Origin of the sequence: Sphingomonas koreensis (assembly GCF_002797435.1) — a bacterium.
GTDB classification, from domain to species: domain Bacteria; phylum Pseudomonadota; class Alphaproteobacteria; order Sphingomonadales; family Sphingomonadaceae; genus Sphingomonas; species Sphingomonas koreensis.
Window position 1 is genome coordinate 431,302 of sequence record NZ_PGEN01000001.1, and the last position, 19,274, is coordinate 450,575.

The 19,274-nt window shown below is 64.3% G+C and carries 19 protein-coding genes; 14 read left to right on the plus strand and 5 right to left on the minus strand.

Annotation, left to right across the window (positions count from 1 at the left end; all coding sequences use genetic code 11):
• Positions 1 to 238: 238 nt before the first annotated feature.
• Positions 239 to 2,359, plus strand: a complete 2,121-nt coding sequence (locus tag BDW16_RS02225) for a TonB-dependent receptor (protein WP_066577155.1) — start codon at positions 239 to 241, stop codon at positions 2,357 to 2,359.
• A 143-nt stretch (positions 2,360 to 2,502) separates the two neighbouring features.
• Here BDW16_RS02225 and BDW16_RS02230 read toward each other — a convergent pair whose 3' ends face one another.
• Both BDW16_RS02230 and BDW16_RS02235 read right to left on the minus strand, forming a co-directional pair.
• A complete protein-coding gene (locus BDW16_RS02230; RefSeq protein WP_100362825.1) occupies positions 2,503 to 2,973 on the minus strand; it encodes a YybH family protein in 471 nt (156 codons plus the stop codon).
• A gap of 140 nt (positions 2,974 to 3,113) precedes the next feature.
• Positions 3,114 to 3,401, minus strand: a complete 288-nt coding sequence (locus BDW16_RS02235; RefSeq protein WP_066577166.1) for a hypothetical protein — start codon at positions 3,399 to 3,401, stop codon at positions 3,114 to 3,116.
• 128 nt (positions 3,402 to 3,529) lie between these two features.
• Between BDW16_RS02235 and copC the strand changes: the two genes are divergently transcribed.
• From copC to BDW16_RS02245, 3 genes are all read left to right on the plus strand, one after another.
• Positions 3,530 to 3,916 carry a copper homeostasis periplasmic binding protein CopC gene (gene copC / locus BDW16_RS02240; protein ID WP_066577167.1) on the plus strand — a complete coding sequence of 129 codons (387 nt, stop codon included), beginning with the start codon at positions 3,530 to 3,532 and terminating at the stop codon, positions 3,914 to 3,916.
• 69 nt (positions 3,917 to 3,985) lie between these two features.
• Positions 3,986 to 4,441, plus strand: coding sequence for a hypothetical protein (locus BDW16_RS21225; protein ID WP_157926317.1), 456 nt, complete (start codon positions 3,986 to 3,988; stop codon positions 4,439 to 4,441).
• The gene (locus tag BDW16_RS02245) at positions 4,402 to 4,842 is read left to right on the plus strand and encodes a CopD family protein (RefSeq protein WP_157926318.1); all 441 of its coding nucleotides are present in this window, start codon (positions 4,402 to 4,404) and stop codon (positions 4,840 to 4,842) included. Before BDW16_RS21225 ends, BDW16_RS02245 begins: the two co-directional genes overlap by 40 nt.
• A gap of 184 nt (positions 4,843 to 5,026) precedes the next feature.
• Here BDW16_RS02245 and BDW16_RS02250 read toward each other — a convergent pair whose 3' ends face one another.
• On the minus strand, positions 5,027 to 5,305 hold the full coding sequence (locus tag BDW16_RS02250) for a hypothetical protein (RefSeq protein ID WP_100362689.1): 279 nt from the start codon (positions 5,303 to 5,305) through the stop codon (positions 5,027 to 5,029).
• Between the two features lie 67 nt (positions 5,306 to 5,372).
• The gene (locus tag BDW16_RS02255; protein ID WP_241230530.1) at positions 5,373 to 6,053 is read right to left on the minus strand and encodes a DUF2231 domain-containing protein; all 681 of its coding nucleotides are present in this window, start codon (positions 6,051 to 6,053) and stop codon (positions 5,373 to 5,375) included.
• A 306-nt stretch (positions 6,054 to 6,359) separates the two neighbouring features.
• Here BDW16_RS02255 and BDW16_RS02260 point away from each other — a divergent pair, with 306 nt between their 5' ends.
• From BDW16_RS02260 to BDW16_RS02270, 3 genes are all read left to right on the plus strand, one after another.
• Positions 6,360 to 8,951 (plus strand): NAD-dependent epimerase/dehydratase family protein, encoded by a 2,592-nt coding sequence (locus BDW16_RS02260; RefSeq protein ID WP_066577175.1) that lies wholly within the window; start codon positions 6,360 to 6,362, stop codon positions 8,949 to 8,951.
• Positions 8,952 to 8,976: 25 nt separating this feature from the next.
• Positions 8,977 to 9,717, plus strand: a complete 741-nt coding sequence (locus BDW16_RS02265) for a helix-turn-helix domain-containing protein (RefSeq protein WP_157926319.1) — start codon at positions 8,977 to 8,979, stop codon at positions 9,715 to 9,717.
• 81 nt (positions 9,718 to 9,798) lie between these two features.
• Entirely contained in the window at positions 9,799 to 10,629 is an 831-nt protein-coding gene (locus BDW16_RS02270; RefSeq protein ID WP_198585757.1) for a sterol desaturase family protein, read from the plus strand.
• Positions 10,630 to 10,731: 102 nt separating this feature from the next.
• On the opposite strand, the gene BDW16_RS02275 is transcribed toward BDW16_RS02270, so the two are convergent.
• Positions 10,732 to 13,116: a heavy metal translocating P-type ATPase gene (locus tag BDW16_RS02275; protein ID WP_083954264.1), complete on the minus strand. Its 2,385-nt coding sequence runs from the start codon at positions 13,114 to 13,116 to the stop codon at positions 10,732 to 10,734.
• 550 nt (positions 13,117 to 13,666) lie between these two features.
• On the opposite strand from BDW16_RS02275, the gene BDW16_RS02280 reads away from it, so the two are divergent.
• From BDW16_RS02280 to BDW16_RS02310, 7 genes are all read left to right on the plus strand, one after another.
• Entirely contained in the window at positions 13,667 to 13,948 is a 282-nt protein-coding gene (locus BDW16_RS02280) for a hypothetical protein (protein ID WP_066577183.1), read from the plus strand.
• Complete coding sequence (locus BDW16_RS02285; RefSeq protein ID WP_066577185.1) at positions 13,948 to 14,382, plus strand: periplasmic heavy metal sensor; 435 nt, start codon at positions 13,948 to 13,950, stop codon at positions 14,380 to 14,382. The genes BDW16_RS02280 and BDW16_RS02285 overlap by 1 nt, the downstream gene beginning before the upstream one ends.
• 228 nt (positions 14,383 to 14,610) lie before the next feature.
• Positions 14,611 to 16,512, plus strand: coding sequence for a copper resistance system multicopper oxidase (locus BDW16_RS02290; RefSeq protein ID WP_066577186.1), 1,902 nt, complete (start codon positions 14,611 to 14,613; stop codon positions 16,510 to 16,512).
• A complete protein-coding gene (locus tag BDW16_RS02295) occupies positions 16,509 to 17,666 on the plus strand; it encodes a copper resistance protein B (protein WP_066577188.1) in 1,158 nt (385 codons plus the stop codon). The genes BDW16_RS02290 and BDW16_RS02295 overlap by 4 nt, the downstream gene beginning before the upstream one ends.
• Before the next feature lie 153 nt (positions 17,667 to 17,819).
• The gene (locus tag BDW16_RS02300) at positions 17,820 to 18,263 is read left to right on the plus strand and encodes a DUF305 domain-containing protein (protein ID WP_066577191.1); all 444 of its coding nucleotides are present in this window, start codon (positions 17,820 to 17,822) and stop codon (positions 18,261 to 18,263) included.
• A gap of 211 nt (positions 18,264 to 18,474) precedes the next feature.
• Entirely contained in the window at positions 18,475 to 18,834 is a 360-nt protein-coding gene (locus tag BDW16_RS02305) for a hypothetical protein (protein WP_066577194.1), read from the plus strand.
• Positions 18,835 to 18,931: 97 nt separating this feature from the next.
• On the plus strand, positions 18,932 to 19,216 hold the full coding sequence (locus BDW16_RS02310; protein WP_125958831.1) for a hypothetical protein: 285 nt from the start codon (positions 18,932 to 18,934) through the stop codon (positions 19,214 to 19,216).
• The last annotated feature ends 58 nt before the right edge of the window (positions 19,217 to 19,274 follow it).

Sequence of the window (19,274 nt, forward strand, 5' to 3'; positions counted from 1 at the left end):
GCCCTGCCTTGGGGGGGCAGGTCGATCGACAAAGGGCCTGCGGAATATTTGGGGGAAGAGCGAGGGAGAGGCCCGGACGATCCGTTCTAGAGGTATCAGGGGGTTAGGAACGTAGATCCACGACTGTCGGCAGACATGGTGCTGCCCGGCGGATCGCCGACGTGCGCCCGCAGCACTCCTGAAGACCATCCGGGATCCCGCGAAACGCGGGGGAACCCGTCAAAGACTGGAGAGATGCATGATCACGCCACGACGACTGAATGCCCATATTCTCAATCCTGCGGGCCTTGCGGCCCTGGCCGCGACCGCGCTGCTCGCGGGACCCGCATTGGCTCAGCAGGCGGAAGTCGCGGATAACGGGCTCGAAGAGATTGTCGTGACCGCGGAAAAGCGCGAGGAGAATCTCCAGAACGTGCCCATCGCGGTCACCGCGATGACCGGCGACACGCTGACCGCAACCGGCATCTCCAATGTCGAGGACCTGCAATTTTTCGTACCGGGCGTCTCGATCACCAATGATTCGATGGCGATCATCAACATCCGCGGGATCGGCACCTCGGCTTTCGGGGTTGCAACCGATCCGAGCACCACGGTTCATTACGACGGGGTCTATATCGCCCGTCCGACGACGAGCTACCAGGATATGTTCGACGTCGAGCGCATCGAAGTGCTGCGCGGGCCGCAGGGTGTGCTGTTTGGACGCAACTCGGCGGGCGGCACGCTCAACATCATCTCGAAAATGCCCAGCCGGGACCTGACCGGCACGCTCGGCGTCACGATCGGCAATTACGACAAGCGCACGTTCAGCGGTACGGTTTCGGGTCCGCTCAGCGAAAGCACCGCGGCGCGGCTGACCTTGGTCAAGAATGATCGGGCAGGCATTTACCGCGATGTCGTCACAGGCCGCCGCTATCAGAACGAGGACAATCTCGCTGGCCGGCTCACGGTCGCGATCGAGCCGACCGACAACCTCGAGATCGTGCTGCGCGCCGACGGCAGCAAGGACCGCGAGACCGGCTATCCCGCGATCCGAGGTTCCTATCCACCGGCCTTCGTCCAGGCCGGCGCCACCATCCCTGCCGGGCGCGATGAAGTCGCGTTCGACGCGGTGCCGCGTTACGACGTCGATGCCTGGGGCGTGTCGTCGACCATCAACTATGATGCGGGCCCGGTCGCGCTTAAGTCGATCACCGCGTACCGCTCGAGCAAGGTCGCCCAAATACTCGACGTCGATGCGACCGACCTGTTCCTGCGCAAGATCGAGTTCTTCGAAAGATCGAAAACCTTCACGCAAGAGCTTCAGTTACTGAGCGATAATGACAGCGCGCTGCGCTGGATCTTGGGCGCTTTCTATCTCAATGAAAGAGGCAGTGACGAAATCCGCATTCTCGAGCCGGGCCGCGCGCTCGCGATCCCCGAGAGCAACACCACGAACGCTTTCGCGCTGTTCGGACAGGCGACTTACGAAATCGCCGCGCGCACCAGGCTGACCGCCGGGCTTCGCTACAGCTACGAGAAGAAGGACTTCGCTTATCGCGTGCTGCTCAACGGGGTTCAGGCGGATGCGGGCCAACCGTCCCAGTCCTGGACCGCGTGGACGCCCAAGGTCGGGATCGACTACGATCTGACCGAGGATATCATGGCCTACGCCTCGGCTACGCGGGGCTTCAAGTCGGGCGGCTTCCAGCTCGGCGACGGGAAGCCGTTTCTGCCCGAATATCTGTGGAGCTACGAGATCGGCCTCAAATCGACACTGTTCGACCGCCGCGTCAGGGCCAATCTCTCGGCCTTCTACTATAACTACAATAATCTGCAGGTGGTGCAGTATATCAACGGCGTTGCGAGCACGACCAATGCGGGCAAGGCGACGATCAAGGGCCTCGAACTCGAGGTCATGGCGAAGCCGACCGAGCGCGTCTCGCTCACCTCGACGCTTGCTTGGCTCGACGCGCGCTACGATGTCTATTTCGACCAGGGCACCAGCCTCACCGGCAACCGGCTGCCCAACGCGCCCAAATGGAACATCACGTTTGGCGGCGAATATTCACTGCCGCTCGGCACCGTCGGCGATCTCGTGCTGCGCGCCGATCTCGCCTGGCGCGATACCGCCTTCTTCAAGCCCAACAACGATCCGCTCTATGCGGGCGGGAACACGATGCTGGTCAACGGCCGCATCGCGTGGCAGCCCGATGGCAAGCAATGGGAAGTCGCCTTGTATGGCCGCAACCTCACCAATGAGCGGTATGCGAGCTACAAGGCGGTCGGCACCGACGCGACGGGCGTCTCGAACCCGAGCCTGCCCCTCACGGTCTATGGCGAGCCCCGCCAGTACGGCGTGCAGCTTCGCTATTTCTTCTGATGCTTCCGACAGCCTTCCGGGCGAGGACATGATCCTCTTCCGAAGGGCTGTCATCCATGGAGAAGTCCGGCAAGTGGCGTGCGGTCCGCCGCTTGCCGGGCCGCCATCCGCCGTGACCGGTCACGGCGTCCTGTTGGGCGGGTTCAGGGTCTGGGCTTGCGGGAGGAGCTGTGCATCGAGAGGATCTGCCAGCCATTTCCGACCCGCTTCAACACGCTGGTGGTCACGCCCTGTCGTTCGATGGCCTGGCCGGTCTTGGGTTCGACGCGAAAACTATAGCTTTCATTCGCCAGCGCGAGCGTCCCCTCCACGCGGACATCGACCGTGTAGCCTGAAAATTTGAAGGACCGGAACTCGGCAAGTTCAGGGCCCAGATGATGCGCGAGATAATTGGCGAAGCTGCCTTCACGCTTGCCGTTCTCGACGACCTGGGAATCGGGTGCGAACAACCCTTCGGTCTTCTTGCCGTCGAGTGTCTCGATCGCGGTCTTGTAGCGCGCGAGCACGGCCTCGACCGCCGCCTTGTCGCCCGTGCGCGCGGGGGTTTCCCCAGCCCAGGCGGGCGCCGCCAGAAGGCCCAGGCAGAGCGCCAGCGCGGTTGTCGGTTTCAACATCATTCTCTCCTTGCAGTGAACGTAGATTTCCGAGCGGGAGCGCGCGCCGACCCGAGGTTCCGTCTGGCGACAAAGGCGCACACGTGCGCCGGTGAAGTGCAGGGCAGCGATCGCCGCAGCCCCGTGCCGCGAGGGTTTCCTCACGCGGCGATGGTGCCGACAAGCGGGGCGAATTCAGCACCGACAAGCGGGAACAAAGCCGCCCGCTGATCGGAGGCCCCGGGCATGCCGTCCGCCATGACGCCGATTGCGAGCGCTCCCGCAACAATTGCCAGATTCGCCGTGAAAGACCCGTGATCGCCACGCGAACCTGCCGCATGGATCATCGCGAGCCATTCGCTCTCGCGCGCCGCCAGCCGCGGGTCGACCGGTACTGACGCAAGGCGCCTCATGAGATCGTCGAGATCGTCGAGATCGGTTTTCATCATTTCGGGTGTCCCGCCACCAAATACGCAGTGGCGCGCCTCCCCCCTCGGTAAGCGACCAATTTCAGGCCTTGCGAGGGGATGCTCCCGACCGTGCGTTTCAGAAGGACAGACCCGTTTTGGAGTATTGCATGTTCCGGATTTTTACCCTGCCCGCAGTCGCTGCGGTGACGCTCGCATTCGCCCCCGTCGCGGCGCAGGCGCATCCCAAGCTGGTGTCGTCAACGCCCGCGGCCAATGCGGTGGTCGCGGCATCGAGCCGGGTTGAACTCCGGTTCAGCGAGCCCCTGATCGCGAAACTCTCGGGTGCTGAAATCGTCATGACCCGCATGCCGGGAATGGCGACCATGAAGCCGATGGCGGTTTCGGGCCTGGCCGCACAGGTCGGTCCGGACGGCAAGACGCTGGTCGTCACCTCCATGACCCCTTTGGGCGCCGGCACCTACAAGCTGAGCTGGCATGTGGTGTCGGCGGACACGCATCGCATCCAGGGCGCTTTCGAATTCACGGTGCGCTAGACCGTGTCCGATTGGCTCGCGATGGGCGTCAGGTTTGCGCAATATGCGGATCTGACGCTCCTTTTTGGCATGGCACTGTTCGGTGTCCTGTCATCGCCTGAACAGCGTCAATTCCTGCCGGCACGGACGATCGCGCTTGCAGCGGCGCTCGCCGGGCTTGCACTGACAATGCTGGGCACGCTCGTGGTCGCAGCGGGCATGGCGGGTGTCACGCCGGGCAATGTCGATGCCGAAACGCTTTCGCTCGTCCTGTTCGAGACGCCGACGGGCGCCGCGGCGCTGGTGCGCGGCGGCGCGCTCGGGATTGCGTTGGGCGTCGCGCTGCTATGGCGTCGTCAGGACCGGAACTGGTATCTGGCAACCGCGCTCGTCTCGGGCGTGGCGCTCGCCACGCTCGCCTGGACTGGCCATGCCGCCGTGTCCGAGGGGCTTACGGGCGTCATTCACCGCGCATCGGATATCGTCCACCTTCTCGCCGCATCGGCATGGCTGGGGCGCTTGCCGGCCTGTTCCTGCTGCTGCTAGCGCCGGCGGACGCAATGGGTATCGACAGGCTCGACGGGGCACGGCGCGCGCTGGATGCCTTTTCGGTCACCGGCTCGGTGATCGTCGGGCTGATCGTCGTCACCGGGCTTGCCAACAGCGTGCTCATCCTGGGCTTCGATAATCTCGCGGCGCTGTTCACGAGCCTCTGGGGACAACTCCTTCTCGTGAAGATTCTGCTCTTTGGAATCATGTTGGGTTTCGCGGCCGCCAACCGCTACCGGTTCGTGCCCGGACTGGAGCGCGCGCTGAAACTGAATGACAGCACCCGCGCCGTACAATTGCTGCGCATCAGTCTCCTGCTCGAGACGGGTGTCGCGGTCGCGATCCTCGCGCTGGTGGCGTGGCTCGGCACATTATCGCCGACCCTCACCGAGATGTAGCCTTGCCCCGGCGCGCGTGACCGCGCGTCGGTAAGGCGCCTTTACGGCGCGGTGGCAAGGCGCCGTTGCGATGCGGTGGCAGGGGGGCGTGATTTTCGCCCGGCGATGAGCAGCGCGGTGCGTGCGCCTTTCCGGACCGGCGGCTCCGCCGACCCGCCAGACATCGCACGCACCCGGAAGGGCATTACTGCATGTTCTTCATCTCATGACCTGGTGGATGCTCCATTGGCTCGGGCTTCTTGTCGGGCTTTGGCGCCGGTTTGGGCTGGAGCCGGGGCTCGGGGTCAGTCTTTGCTTCATTTCGCGACGGCTCGGTGGCATTCGCCGGCACCGCGACGTTGGCGGTAGCAGCATTGTCGATCGCGCCGTTGTTCGCGGGCTCGGGCGTCATCTGAATAACATCGTTGGCCGTGGCCGCATTGTCGGCCGGCGTACCATCGCAGCCCGCGAGCAGCACCAGCACCCCGCCCAACCAAAGTTCAGACCTCCTCATATCATTCTCCTCCATTGATCCATGCGGCGCGCGAGCGTCAGAACGCCAGATGCCGGATGCCGCCGTGCATGAACGTGCCGCCAAAAAAACCCTGGACCGCGACGGCCACGGTGAGTGTGCCAAGCGTCCACCAATAGAGTTTGCGCGGCTCTGTCGGGGTACGGCGCCCCCGCATGGCCAGCCAGACGAGGAACAGCGTAGCCGCTGCGACCGCGGTTCCGAGCCACCGATGGATGGTGAGGATGAGATTGCGGTCAATGACGTAGAAGCCGCCGGCAAACCATCCGAGGATCGCGGCGGCGACTGCACCGATGGCAGCAACGACAAGCATCGCGCGGGCGGTCTGGCGCCATGCGGTGGTGCCGCGCCACCAACCGAAGAGCTCGACTGCGAAGGCGCCCACGATCATCGCGATCGGGAAATGGATGACGACGCTGTGAAGTCGGCCCAGCCAGCTGATCAGCCGTTCGCCGAAGCTCTTGTTGCGGCGGTCCTCAGCCTGGTCGCCATGGTCCATGTCCATGGCGTCCGCATTCATCCCGTCCATCGCATGGACCTGCATGCCCGGGGCGGGCGCAGCCATGGCTTCGTTCACCACCGACCCTGGCCCCGCCCCCAGCTTCTCATGGTTTTCATGGGCAAGAGCAGGCGCGGTCATCGCAACGACGGCCAGCAGCGCCGCCGCCAGCAGCGTATATCCCGGCATAGGTGCGCGCATGGATATTCTCCCTATCGGTTATCCTAGAAACGCATAGCGGCGCCGATGCCCTCGCACCGATCGAGCCCGCCGGTCATCGCGGTCGCGGTCGGATCCGCGCGCGAGGCGGTCCCTCTCCTCCGAAACAGTGCCCCGTTGGTCGCGGGCGTCATCAGCGGCCTGCGTATTACAGGATGAATGCGCCGCTGCTCGTAGCGGGTCTCACGATTCGCCGCGCGCAAGCGACGAGCACGCGTCCAGGCAACTGAAAGCGCGGGCGGCGCCTGGCGGCATACCGGCGATCCCGCCGATGCGAAGGAAGACGAAATGGCCGACAAGGACGTGATCCTGATCACCGGCAGCTCAGGCTTCATTGCAAAGGCGGTGATCGCGAAGCTCGCCCACCGCTATGAGATCGTCGGCCTCGACCGCCCGGGACCACCCGATCCGCCCGAGCCGGCGCATGCCGTCGATTTCGACATGGCGAGCGATACCGCGGTGAGCGATGCGCTCGCCGCGGTGCGCGCGCGCTTCGGCAACCGCATCGCCTCGGTCATCCATCTGGCGGCCTATTACGACGTCTCGGGCGAGCCCAATCCGCTCTACGAAGAGATTACGGTCGAGGGCACGCGCCGGTTGATCGAGGGTCTTCAAAGCTTCGAGGTCGGGCAGTTCGTCTTCGCCAGCACGATGCTCGTGCACAAGCCGACCGAAAGGCCCGATCTCCGGATTGACGAGGATTCACCGCTCGAACCCGCCTGGGCCTATCCCCAGTCGAAGATGGACACCGAGAACCTGCTGCACGCACGCCGCGGCGATATCCCCGTAGTGTCTCTGCGTATCGCCGGTGTCTATGACGACTTGACGCATTCGCCCTTTCTCGCCGAGCAGATCACACGCATCTTCGAGCACCGGCTGACGGCGCATCTCTACCCCGGCATGCTGTGCGCCGCACAGGCGTTCGTGCATGTCGAGGATCTCGCAGACGCCGTTCAACGTCTTGTCGACCGGCGCGCCGCCCTGCCGCCCGACTTCTCCCTGCTCATCGGCGAAAGCGAAGCGCTGGGCTATCAGGAGATCCAGAATGTGATCGGCCAGGCGCTGCATGGCGAAGACTGGCAGACGATCCGGATTCCCAAGCTCGTCGCCATGGCCGGAGCGTGGCTGCAGAATGAGGCGATCGGCGATGGAACGTTCGTAAAGCCGTGGATGATCGAGGCGAGCGATGCGCACTATGTGCTCGATACCCGCCGTGCCGCGCGTCTGCTCGACTGGAAGCCGGCACATAGCCTGAGGCGCGCGCTCCCGGCGATGATCGACCGGCTACGCGCCAATCCCCCGGCCTGGTACAAGGCGAACGACCTCAATCCCGCTCTGGTCGCCTCGAGCGGGGGGACTCCCGCCCCCGGCAGCCATGATCGCTCTGATCCGACCGATCCCGACCGGACCGAACCGCATGCCCAGCACGCGGCGGAGCACCAGGGAGATCAAGGCGGGGGCGATCATATGGCGATGATGGCGCGCGACGAGAGGCGCGCGCGCTGGGCGCATTACGCCAATATCGGTCTTGGCTTCTGGCTCGCGGCGAGTCCCTTCGTGTATGACGGGACGACGTCGGCAAGCGTCTCCGGGGCCATTCGCGCGGTGACTGACGCGCGCGGTCTGCCCCCGGTCGAGTGGCGCATGGACGCGCTGATGGCCAGCGACATGGCAAGCGGGCTTGCGATCGCGCTGTTCGGGGCGCTGTCGTTATCGAAGCGCCATGCCTGGTGGGCGCAATGGGCGGTGACCTTCACCGGTCTCTGGCTGTTCTTCGCGCCGCTGGTCTTCTGGAGTCCGAGCGCCGCGCAATATCTGAATGACATGATCGTCGGCGCGCTTGTCATCAGCTTTTCGGTGCTGGTCCCGATGATGCCGGGAATGAAGATGGCGGGCATGATGGATCCCAAGGTCATTCCACCGGGCTGGACCTATTGCCCCTCCACCGGCGCGCAGCGGCTTCCCATCGCCGTGTTTGGCTTGATCGGGCTCCTCATCTCGCGCGTGCTGACCGCCTATCAGCTGGGCCATATCGGCTATGTCTGGGAGCCGTTTTTCTCCGGTGCTGCCGGGGACCCGAGAAACGGAACCGAGGAGATCATCACCTCATCGGTCTCGATGGCGTGGCCGATCCCCGATGCCGGACTCGGGGCGATTGCCTATCTCATCGAAATCTTGATGGCCGTGATGGGCGGGCGCGACCGTTGGCGCACGATGCCGTGGATGGTCACCTTTTTCGGAATCCTCGTGGTGCCGCTGGGCGTGATCAGCATCTATTTTATCATCATCCAGCCCATCATGATCGGCACGTGGAGCACGCTTGCCCTGATGGCGGCGCTTGCGATGCTCGTCATGATCCCCTTCGCGCTCGACGAGATCATCGCCATGGGGCAGTTTCTGGCCTGGGCGCGGTGTCGCGGCAAGCCGCTCATACGGACCTTCTTCAGGGGCGATGCAGTCGACATGGGCGCGGAAGATCACAGCGACACGCTTGCGACCCCCGCGCTGGCCTGGGCCGATGCCAAGCGCGGCGTGACCTTCCCCTGGACGCTCGGCGCATGCGTGGCGGTCGGCGTGCTGCTGATGCTCACGCGACCTATTGCCGGCACGCAGGGGGCGATGGCCAATAGCGACCATGTCTCGGGCGCGCTTATCATCACGATCGCGATTATTGCGACCGCCGAGGTCGCACGACCGCTGCGCTTCCTCAATGTCGCGCTGGGCGCATGGCTGATTGCCGCGCCCTTCCTGCTCGCGGGAGCAACACTCGCCGGTGGGGCTCTCAGCCTTGTTGCCGGCATGCTGGTGATCGGGCTCAGCCTGCCCCGGGGTCGCCGGAGCGTCGAGCATTATGCGGGCTGGGACAGGTTCGTGCTGTGAGTGCGCGACGGTGGATACGGTCGCGATGAAAACTGCCACCCCAAGCAGGACATCCACGCGAAGCTGGTCGGGCCGGCTCCATATCGGCAAGGGCTTCGCGGTGATCGACGGCAGGGTCGGCGACAACACGCCGCATCGCCATTTTGCGATCCAGCTGAGCATCGGGCTCAACGGCGCAATCGAGGTTGTTTCGCCGGGGATGGCCGTCGTCGGGACGGCCGTGCTTATCGCGTCGGGTGCAACCCACCAGATCGGCCCGGTCGGACGATCGCTGCGCTCACTCTATGTCGAACCGCAATCCGCGTTCGGTGCGATGCTCGCCGCAACACTCGACGGGCGCGCGACCATGCGTGCGAACTGTGATCTCGACACGCTCCTGCGTGAATGGCAGCCCGGCGATCCGCTCCCCGGCACCGGTCATGCTCCTGCCGGGGCCGCCACGCCAAGGGCAGAGCGCCTATTCGCGCTGATCGAGGACGGCGACGGGGAAGCCGGTCCAGCGCAATGGGCGACAGCCCTTTCTCTTTCGCCAAGCCGACTGCGCGCGCTCAGCGTCGAGGCCTTTGGCATGCCGCCGATACGGTTGCGCCAATGGGTGCAGCTGAAGGCGGCGGCACGCGCGATGGCACACGGTTCGACCCTAGCCCAAGCCGCGGCGGAAGCCGGCTATGCCGATCAGTCGCATTTCACCCGCCAACTCAATCGCTGGTTCGGCGTGTCGCCTGGGCGCGGGCTTGCCGGACTCGTCATCATGGTCGACGACTGAAAGGCGTTTCGTTCAAGACCCTCTCGAACGGCGGTTCTAGATTTCTCCCCATTCTCGACCGGGAGACGAATGATGCGAACCTTGGCAGCCACGCTCTACGCGCCACTGTTTTTTCTTGGCTTTGTGGGGATGACCTGCTGGCTGCTCGCCGCGGGCCATTCCCCCTTCTGGCTGTTACCGCTGCTACTCGTCGCAATCGCGGTGTCCGGCACGCTCGAGCGGCTTATCCCATGGGACCCGGTCTGGAACAAGGATCACGGCGATACCGCGCGCGACATCACGCATGCCCTAGTCAATGAGGCTTCCAACATTGTCTCGATTCTCGCAATCCCGTTGCTAGGAGCCCTGCTACCGACAAGCGGCCTGTGGCCTTCACACTGGTCTTTCGTGGCGCAACTTGCGCTTGCGATAGGCCTTGCGGATCTCGGGATCACGCTCGCCCATTACGCGAGCCACAAGAGCGAATGGTTGTGGCGGTTGCACGCCCCGCATCATTCGGTCGAGCGCATGTACGGCTTCAACGGCCTGATGAAGCATCCGCTCCACCAGGCCATCGAGATGCTCGCCGGGCTCTCGCCGTTGCTGCTTATGGGGCTGCCGCAGAATATCGCCTGGGCGCTCGCGGTCGCGGTCTCCATCCAGCTGATGCTGCAGCATTCGAACGTCGACATGCGCATCGGCCTACTGCGCTATGTCTGGGCGATCGCACCCGCTCACCGGTTCCACCATATCCGCTCGGCGCGTGAGGGTGATGTGAATTTCGGGCTGTTCACCTCGCTTTGGGACGTGCTGCTCGGGACAGCGCGTTTCTCCGGGCCGCCGATCCGGGCTGGAGATATCGGCATTGACGGTCGCCCCGATTATCCGCGGGGCTATGCAGCGCAACTCGCCGAACCGTTTACGGGACGATGAGTGTCGCCGGCGATCCTGTCGCGCGGTGGTTCCCATCCCGGCGCCGTTCGTCAGGCCCCTGCCGGGTTCCCCGAACCCTGCGACAGGGGAGCCCGCTACCTTTCATATTCTCGTTCGATTGAGGCGAAGCGCATTCGCGACCACGCTCACCGACGATAGCGCCATCGCCGCCGCCGCAATGATCGGTGAGAGCAGGATACCGAATGACGGGTAGAGCACGCCTGCGGCGATGGGCACGCCCGCCGCATTATAGATGAAGGCGAAGAACAAATTCTGGCGAATGTTGGACATCGTCGCTTCGCTGAGACGCCGTGCCCTAACAATCCCACCCAGGTCGCCCTTCAGCAGGGTCACACCGGCACTCTCGATCGCGACATCGGTCCCCGAGCCCATCGCCACACCGACATCAGCCATCGCAAGCGCCGGAGCATCGTTGACTCCGTCGCCCGCCATCATGACCACCCGACCTTCGCGCTTCAGCCGCTCGACCACAGCGCTCTTCTGGTCCGGGAGGACTTCCGCCTCGACCGCGTCGATGCCGAGCGTCCGCGCCACGGCCTCTGCTGTCGTGCGGTTGTCTCCGGTGAGCATCACCACCTTGATGCCTTCCGCGCGCAAAGCCCGAAGCGCTTCGGGCGTGCTGTCCTTGATCGGATCGGCGATCGCAAGGATACCGGCAGCCCGGCCATCAATGCCGACGAAGATCGCGGTCGCTCCGTCGCGGCGCAAGTCGTCGGCCTGACCTTCAAGCGGCGACACATCGATGCCCGCTTCCTTGAGAAAACTCGCGTTGCCGAGCAGGACGCGCCGGCCTTCGACAGTCCCGAGCGCGCCCTTGCCCGTTGGTGAGTCGAAATCGCTCACCTCCGGGATCGCAAGCTTTCGCTCATTTTGAGCGGCCGCGACAATGGCCAGCGCCAGCGGATGTTCAGAAGCGCGCTCCACCCCGGCGGCGAGCCGTAGCAGCTCCACCTCTTCGATCCCGCCCGCCGCCACGATGCGCGTCACCGAGGGCCTCCCCTCGGTAAGCGTACCCGTCTTGTCGACAACGAGTGTGTCGACCTTCTCGAGCCGCTCGAGCGCTTCGGCATTCTTGATCAGAACGCCAAGGCCAGCGCCGCGCCCGACCCCGACCATGATCGACATCGGCGTGGCGAGACCAAGCGCGCAAGGGCAGGCGATGATGAGCACAGCCACTGCGGCGATCAGTCCATGCGCAAGCCGAGGGTCGGGTCCCCAGATACCCCAAGCGGCGAATGCGGCGACCGCCACCAGCAGCACTGCGGGGACGAACCAGCCCGCAACCTGGTCGGCCAGCCGCTGAATCGGCGCGCGCGACCGCTGCGCCTCGGCGACCATCTGGACGATGCGGGCGAGCATCGTATCGCGCCCGACCTTCTCGGCGCGGATGACGAGCGCGCCACTCTGGTTGAGCGTTCCGCCGATGACCGTGTCTCCCGCCGTCTTGGACACGGGCATGGATTCACCGGTGACCATCGACTCATCGAGCGTGGAACGGCCCTCCTCGACGGCGCCATCGACCGGAACCTTCTCGCCCGGGCGCACGCGCAGCCGATCGCCGACAGCGACGAGGTCGAGCGCGACTTCCTCGTCACCGTCATCGCCGCCGATCCGACGCGCGGTCTTGGGCGCGAGGTTGAGCAAGGCCTTGATCGCGCCCGAGGTTCGCTCTCGAGCGCGCAGTTCGAGAACCTGTCCGAGCAGCACCAACACCGTGATGACCGCCGCGGCCTCGAAATAGACGGCCACCGTTCCGTCGGCTGCACGAAACGCGGCCGGAAAGATCGCCGGCGTGAGCGTGGCGACCATGCTATAGGCCCAGGCGACGCCCGTCCCCATGGCGATCAGGGTGAACATGTTGAGGTTGCGGGTCCTGAGCGATGCCCAGCCCCGCTCGAAGAAGGGCCAGCCTGCCCAGAGTACAACGGGTGTCGCGAGGACCAACTGAAGCCAGATCGAAATGGGAGCCGGCACAAGGTGATGGAGTGCCGGAAACAGGTGGCCACCCATTTCAAGGATCAGGACCGGGATCGCGAGCGCAAGTCCGACACGGAATCGTAGGGTCATATCGGTCAGCTCGGCGCTCGGGCCGGAATCGGCCGTCACCGTCTCCGGTTCGAGCGCCATGCCGCAGATCGGGCAGGCGCCAGGCTGGTCCCGCCGGATTTCCGGATGCATCGGACAGGTATAGATGGTGCCGGGCGCCGCGGGAACCGACTGCCGGGGGTTGTCGCCAAGATAGTGTCCGGGATCGGCGAGAAACTTCGCGCGGCAGCCCGAACTGCAAAAACGATAGTCGTGCCCTTCATGCGACGCATGATGCGATGTTACCGCCGGATCGACGGCCATCCCGCAAACCGGGTCGATTGCACCTTCCACGCGGCTGTTTTCGGGAGCAACCGCCTTGCTGCCTGAGCCGCCAATATCCGGCGTGTGGCCAGAATGATCGTGCACATGATTGACCATGTCGTTCCTCCAGCGAGCATCGATATCGGGTCCGTCCCACCGTGCAGGTCAAGACCCCATGTCGACGATGGGACTCCCGAGGGATTACGCACTGGCGTGCGTTATCCCTCCTATTGAAGTGCGTGAATCACCCCCGGGGACCCGGCCTCGGTTGGATGGCGGTCTGCACCGTCAGCAGCGGCGAATTCGCCACAGAAGCCGAACGCCGCCGCATCCGGGACCAATAAGAAGAACGAGCCGGGACGGCGATCCGGGCGGCCTCGCCTTCCTGGCTCGTACAATGTCTCCAGGCGGGCCCTTATCCTCGCGCGGCCACGGCCCTTCTCCGGGACTATTCGGCCACGCCGCAAGGCCCAGCTTTCTGCGGCAGGTGACACTGCAAGTCACGACATCTGCCGCCGGGCCGATGATGGGAGAGAGGCCGAGCCGATCGACCGCCCGCCCCGACTCTCACCACTCTGCCCCGCCACGCCTCCCGGCAATGTCGGCATCGGAAAACCGAGGGATTGCACCTCCAGATGCGTAACCTTGGCAGTAGGCGGATGACAAGATGATCGATGATCTCGACAAAGCGCTGAACAGCTTCGCGACAGACCTCGACCCGGCACGTCTGGCACATGTCGAGGAGCAGGTGCTTGCACGCATCCGGGCGAACGGCATTGCCGGCTCTCCCCCGGGCGTCCGGACGACGGCGCTCGCCGCTATCGGCGCAATCCTGTTGGGCTTGCTTTCGAGTGGACCGGCCGAGAAGGGTGCACCCGAAGGGATGCTCGCACCATTTGGACCATCCAGCCCGTTGGCAGCATCCGCGTTCCTCGTGACCGATGATTGATGCCGCTGCGCCGCGCCATAATGCTGGCGATCATCGCCTTCTTCGCCGCCTTGGGGGGCGTTGTGACCGGGCGGCTGGTCATCCCGCATACCCAGCCGGAATCGGGATTGCATGACGTCCTGCATCAGGAGCTGGAATTCGATCCCGGACAGACAGTCCGGCTCAGGCAGATCGAACGGCGTTTCGCGCTGCGCAGGACGGCGTCGAAGCTGAAACTTCGCGCGGCCAATGCACGGCTCGCCGATGCGATCGAGACCGAGCATGGCAACGGACCACGCGTCGCGACGGCCGTCAATGCCTCGCATGTCACGATGGGCGAGCTGCAGAAAGAAGCGCTCGTCCATATCTTCGAGATGCGCCAGCTTCTCCGGCCCGATCAGATGGCCACATTCGATCGGGCGGTGACCAGAGCTCTCATCAACGACACGCGGTGACTCAGGATCTCACCAAATTTTCGGATGGACAATTCACCGCGCCCTTCGGCGCGTCGATACCGCCCATGCATCGAGCTCCCCGAGATGACGGACCGCCAAGCGCGACACCATCAGATCACCAGGATGAGGTCCTACCGGCAGAAATTTTTCCGGCAGAACGAAGGCTTACCGCCCGGGGTGCGTATAATAGTCAGACAGCGCCGATCTTGCACGATTCCAAGGAGGCTCATGCGACAGATACTCCATCGCCGCCAGTTGCTGCACGGCGCCGCGCTCGCGGGTAGCGGCATCGCGCTCTCCGCCTGGCTTCCCGCATGGGCCCAGAGCGTCTCGACGGGTCTGGTCCGGCCGCTCCCCACCGTCTCCGGCGGAGATATCACGCTCAAAATCGCCCGTCAGACGATGGTGATCGATGGGCGCCGCTCCGAGGCGATCGGCATCAACGGCACCGTGCCCGCGCCGCTCATCCGCCTGCGCGAGGGTCAGAATGTCCGGCTCCATGTCGTCAACGACCTTGAGGTCGATAGCTCGATCCATTGGCACGGCCTGCTGGTCCCGCCAGAAATGGACGGAGTGCCCGGTATCTCCTTTCCCGGAATCCCGCCTCGCTCGACCTTTGTCTACGAGTTTCCAGTGCGCCAGAGCGGCACCTACTGGTATCACAGTCATTCCGGATTTCAGGAACAGTTGGGGCACTACGGCCCGATTGTCATCGATCCCGCCGGCGCCGACCCGATCCTCTCGGACCGCGAGCATGTGGTCGTGCTTTCCGACCACAGCTTCGCCTCCCCTGAAACGATCTTCCGCAAGCTGAAGCTGCAGGCGGGTTATTTCAACTATCAGAAGCAGACGCTCGCAGGTCTGCTCGCCCGCCGCGACCAGCCGATCAAGGACCGGATCGACTGGGGAAAGATGCGGATGGACCCCACCGACGTCTCCGACGTGACGGGCGCCGCCTATACCTATCTCGTCAACGGCCACGGCCCGAAGGACAATTGGACCGCGCTGTTCACGACGGGCGAGCGAGTGCGACTGCGTGTGATCAACGCCTCGGCGATGACGACCTTCAACGTACGTATTCCAGGCCTCAAAATCTCGATAGTCCAGGCCGACGGGCAGAATGTCCGGCCGGTCGAGGTCGAAGAGTTCCAGATCGGCGTCGCCGAGACCTTTGATGTGATTGTGCAGCCGACCGAGGATCGTGCCTACACGCTCGTCGGTGAGAGCGTCGACCGGTCGGGAATGGCGCGGGCGACGCTCGCACCGCGCGAAGGGATGACCGCCGACATACCGGCGCTGCGCGACCGGAGCATCGCCACCATGAAGGACATGGGGATGGACATGCCGAACATGCCGGGAATGGAAGGCATGGACATGTCCGGCGTCGCGTCGATGCCCCGCGGCATTGACCCGACCGCGGAACAGAATGCGTCAGCGGACCTTGCCACCACGGCTGCGGCGATGCCGGCAATGCGCGGCATGAACCATTCGGGTGATATGGCGGGCATGGACCATGGGGCGATGGGGACCAAGCCGGCAGCCCAGGGCGAGATGGCGGGCATGGACATGGGTTCGATGAAAATGCGCGACTTCTCGAACGCGCCGCAGGTGCGGCGCGGTCCCGGCGTCCAGACCATTTCGCCCATGCCTTCCGATCGAACCGGCGAGCCGGGACAGGGGCTCGCCGATGTCGGTCACCGAGTACTGACCTACAAGGATCTGATGGCGCTCGATCGCAACCCGGACGCGCGCGCGCCATCGCGTAGTCTCGACATCCACCTTACCGGCAACATGGAACGGTTCATGTGGTCGTTTGATGGCGTGAAGATGTCGGACACTCATGAGCCGTTCCCGTTCATCGAAGGCGAACGCGTCCGCGTGAACTTGATCAACGATACGATGATGGGACACCCCATCCATCTGCACGGTCATTTCTTTGAGCTGGTCACGGGCCATGGCGACCATGCGCCGCGCAAGCACACCGTGGTCGTGCAGCCGGGCGGCAAGGTGACGTTCGACTTCACCGCCGATGCCGTCGGCGACTGGGCGTTCCATTGCCATCTGCTGTTTCACATGACAGCCGGCATGATGCGAACCGTAAGCGTTCGCCCGAAAGGAGCGGACACATGAAGCCGGTGCTCATCTCGCTGGCCGCCGGCTCGGCGTTCGCGATGGTCCAACCCGCATTTGCTCAGGATCATTCGGCCCATGACGGGATGACCATGCCCGGGATGCAGATGCCGCCTGCCCAGGCTAAGAAGAAGCCAGCCGCCAAGAAACCTGCGGCCAAAAAGCCAGCCGCAAGGAAACCGGCTCCCCGGAGCCCGGCGGCTACCCCGGCACCGCCCCCGGCAAGCCCCGTTCCGCAACAACCCGCGAGTGACATGGATCATTCGTCGATGCCTGGAATGGACAGGGCCTCGCCCGCGCCAACCGTTGCCGCCCCAGTCGTAAAAAACGGAGACGATCATTCCGGTCACGACATGGCGAAAATGCCGGGGCAATCTGCACCGGCTATGGAGATGTCGGGCACGGGGTTGCCGGCCGGCAATGCTCCGGCGCCCAGACCGCCAACCGATCACTATGCGGATCGCAGCTTCCCGCCCCGGGACATGGAACGCTCCCGTTCGGAAATGATGCGTGAGCAAGGCGGTCAGACCTTTCAGCAGATCCTGTTCAATCTCGCCGAATATCGCGCTCAATCCGGACGGGACGGTTACCGTTGGGAAGGCGAAGCATGGTTCGGCGGCGACATCCATCGCCTGACGGTCAAGACCGAAGGCGAAGGCGTGGTTCGCGAGGGCATCGAGAGCGCCGAAGTCCAGATTCTCTACAGCCGGGCCATCGCCCCCTTTTTCAATTTCCAAGTCGGGCTGCGGCACGATTTCCGGCCCTCCCCATCGCGCACCTACGCGGCAATCGGGTTCGAGGGTCTCGCGCCCTATATGTTCAAGGTCGATGGCGCGGCGTTCGTGTCGGACAAGGGCGACGTCCTGGGAAGACTCGGCGGCTATTACGACCAGCGGATCACCCAGCGACTGATCCTGCAGCCGCGAGCCGAGGTCAACCTGTCCGCCCAGGACGTGCCCGAGCTTCGGCTGGGAGCCGGGGTTACCGATGTCGAATTCGGACTTCGCCTGCGCTACGAGATCAGGCGCGAGTTTGCGCCCTATATCGGCATATCCTATGAAGCAAAGACCGGCCGCACAGCGGATTTCGCGCGAGCGGATCGCAAGGATCCTTCATCAGCCAGTCTCGTCGCCGGCATAAGGATCTGGTTTTGAGCAAGCCGGCACATACGTGCCGTCCTGGCTTTCGCTCGTCGAGGCGCGCCGCGCGCGGAGTTCCTGTGCGTCAGGTGCCGGTCTGTCCTCGGCCGCGAAGCCCGCGCGGTCTGCCTCGACACCCCTCAAGGGAATGATGGGAGAAGGACGTTGATGAAGAATCCATATGCGAGTCTCGCACTGCAAACCATCGTCAGCGCCGCCGTCATGTACCTCGTCATGTTCGTGATGATCGACAATCTGGGCAGCTTCTACAACAATCTCAACATGGTCTATATGACCCTGATGATGGTCGCTCCGATGGTGGTGCTGATGATCCTTGCGATGCGTCACATGTTCCCGTCCCGGATCGCCAACACCGCGTTGCTGGCCGCTTCGGTAGCGATCTTCATCGGGAGCTTCGCACTGATCCGCACCCAGACGACGATTGGTGATCGCGCATTCCTCCGATCCATGATACCGCATCATTCGGGTGCGATCCTGATGTGCAGCGAGGCGTCGCTGAAGGACCCCGAGATCATCGCGTTGTGCGGTCGGATCATCGAGTCCCAGCATCAGGAAATCGACCAGATGAAGGCGATTCTCGCGAGGCGCTGATCGGTGTCGAAGCCTGCTGACCACGAAGGGACCGAAGGTCGATGACGGGCAAATATTCGGTCCCGGAAAGCGCACCGCCCAAACCCCATTTGGGGGCGACCACGCAGCGCATCGGATATCAGCGGATGAGGCGATCGCCGGTGGGCCGCGCACCTTCGCTCACAAGCGACGAATTGCCCCGCCCCCGCCGTCAGGTCAGGCTTCCCGTCCGGTGAAACGGGCGCTTCATTTGATGCTCCTCCTGGGTGCCCTTGTGGGTCTCTTCGGCGTGGAAACGGCCTATGCCGTCGCCCCGCCACCGAGCGCGGCTCCGGCAGCAATGCAGAATGTGGACGCCGACTGCATGGAGATCATGCAGAAGCAATCGCCCCCTGCCCAGGCGCCATGCAAGGGAATCACCTTCGACTGCATCGCGGCGATGGGCTGTATTTTGCCGATGCTGGCCCATGACACGCGCGTCGTTCTCGCCGTCCCGGGGCCGGCCCCCGCGCAAACCTTCTGGCCTATCGCTTCGGTTCTGATCGGGACTGATTTGCTTCCCGAACAGCATCCTCCCACCGTCCTTGGCTGATCAGCCCCGGCCGTAAGCACCGCGTCGCCGCGCTTCGCGCGCGTCCGCAGCCGTGCCGACCGGCGTTCCCGATGATCCCAATCCAAGGATGCTCGTGATGATTATCCGCATTGTTCTCGCCGCGCTGGCCGCGGCAGCTGCCCTCCCGACACCAGCGCTCGCGACAGTTGTCGAGCAGGATGGCGGCGCGGGCCACTATGAATGGCGCGCGGTCCCGCAATTCGGCCCCCGCGCGACTGGCCCCGCCCAGAAACGCGTTTGGGTACCGGACCATGCCCGGATGGCGAAATGCGCATGCGGCACGAGGGACGCGCGTTCCACGGGCTGCATGCACCGCGGGCGTGGCGCGATGGTCACCTCTTCGTCCGATCTGGCCACCTAGCCACCGGCCATGGCCGGTATCTACTGAGATGGCAGCAGGATCGCGGTATCGGCGGCAC

Bases quoted from the DNA above. Each gene is read 5' to 3' on its own strand.
- BDW16_RS02225 (WP_066577155.1), top strand. From the start codon at position 239: ATGATCACGCCACGACGACTGAATGCCCATATTCTCAATCCTGCGGGC.
- BDW16_RS02230 (WP_100362825.1), bottom strand. From the start codon at position 2,973: ATGTTGAAACCGACAACCGCGCTGGCGCTCTGCCTGGGCCTTCTGGCG.
- BDW16_RS02235 (WP_066577166.1), bottom strand. From the start codon at position 3,401: ATGATGAAAACCGATCTCGACGATCTCGACGATCTCATGAGGCGCCTT.
- copC (WP_066577167.1), top strand. From the start codon at position 3,530: ATGTTCCGGATTTTTACCCTGCCCGCAGTCGCTGCGGTGACGCTCGCA.
- BDW16_RS21225 (WP_157926317.1), top strand. From the start codon at position 3,986: ATGGCACTGTTCGGTGTCCTGTCATCGCCTGAACAGCGTCAATTCCTG.
- BDW16_RS02245 (WP_157926318.1), top strand. From the start codon at position 4,402: ATGGCTGGGGCGCTTGCCGGCCTGTTCCTGCTGCTGCTAGCGCCGGCG.
- BDW16_RS02255 (WP_241230530.1), bottom strand. From the start codon at position 6,053: ATGCGCGCACCTATGCCGGGATATACGCTGCTGGCGGCGGCGCTGCTG.
- BDW16_RS02260 (WP_066577175.1), top strand. From the start codon at position 6,360: ATGGCCGACAAGGACGTGATCCTGATCACCGGCAGCTCAGGCTTCATT.
- BDW16_RS02265 (WP_157926319.1), top strand. From the start codon at position 8,977: ATGAAAACTGCCACCCCAAGCAGGACATCCACGCGAAGCTGGTCGGGC.
- BDW16_RS02275 (WP_083954264.1), bottom strand. From the start codon at position 13,116: ATGGTCAATCATGTGCACGATCATTCTGGCCACACGCCGGATATTGGC.
- BDW16_RS02280 (WP_066577183.1), top strand. From the start codon at position 13,667: ATGATCGATGATCTCGACAAAGCGCTGAACAGCTTCGCGACAGACCTC.
- BDW16_RS02285 (WP_066577185.1), top strand. From the start codon at position 13,948: ATGCCGCTGCGCCGCGCCATAATGCTGGCGATCATCGCCTTCTTCGCC.
- BDW16_RS02290 (WP_066577186.1), top strand. From the start codon at position 14,611: ATGCGACAGATACTCCATCGCCGCCAGTTGCTGCACGGCGCCGCGCTC.
- BDW16_RS02295 (WP_066577188.1), top strand. From the start codon at position 16,509: ATGAAGCCGGTGCTCATCTCGCTGGCCGCCGGCTCGGCGTTCGCGATG.
- BDW16_RS02300 (WP_066577191.1), top strand. From the start codon at position 17,820: ATGAAGAATCCATATGCGAGTCTCGCACTGCAAACCATCGTCAGCGCC.
- BDW16_RS02310 (WP_125958831.1), top strand. From the start codon at position 18,932: ATGATTATCCGCATTGTTCTCGCCGCGCTGGCCGCGGCAGCTGCCCTC.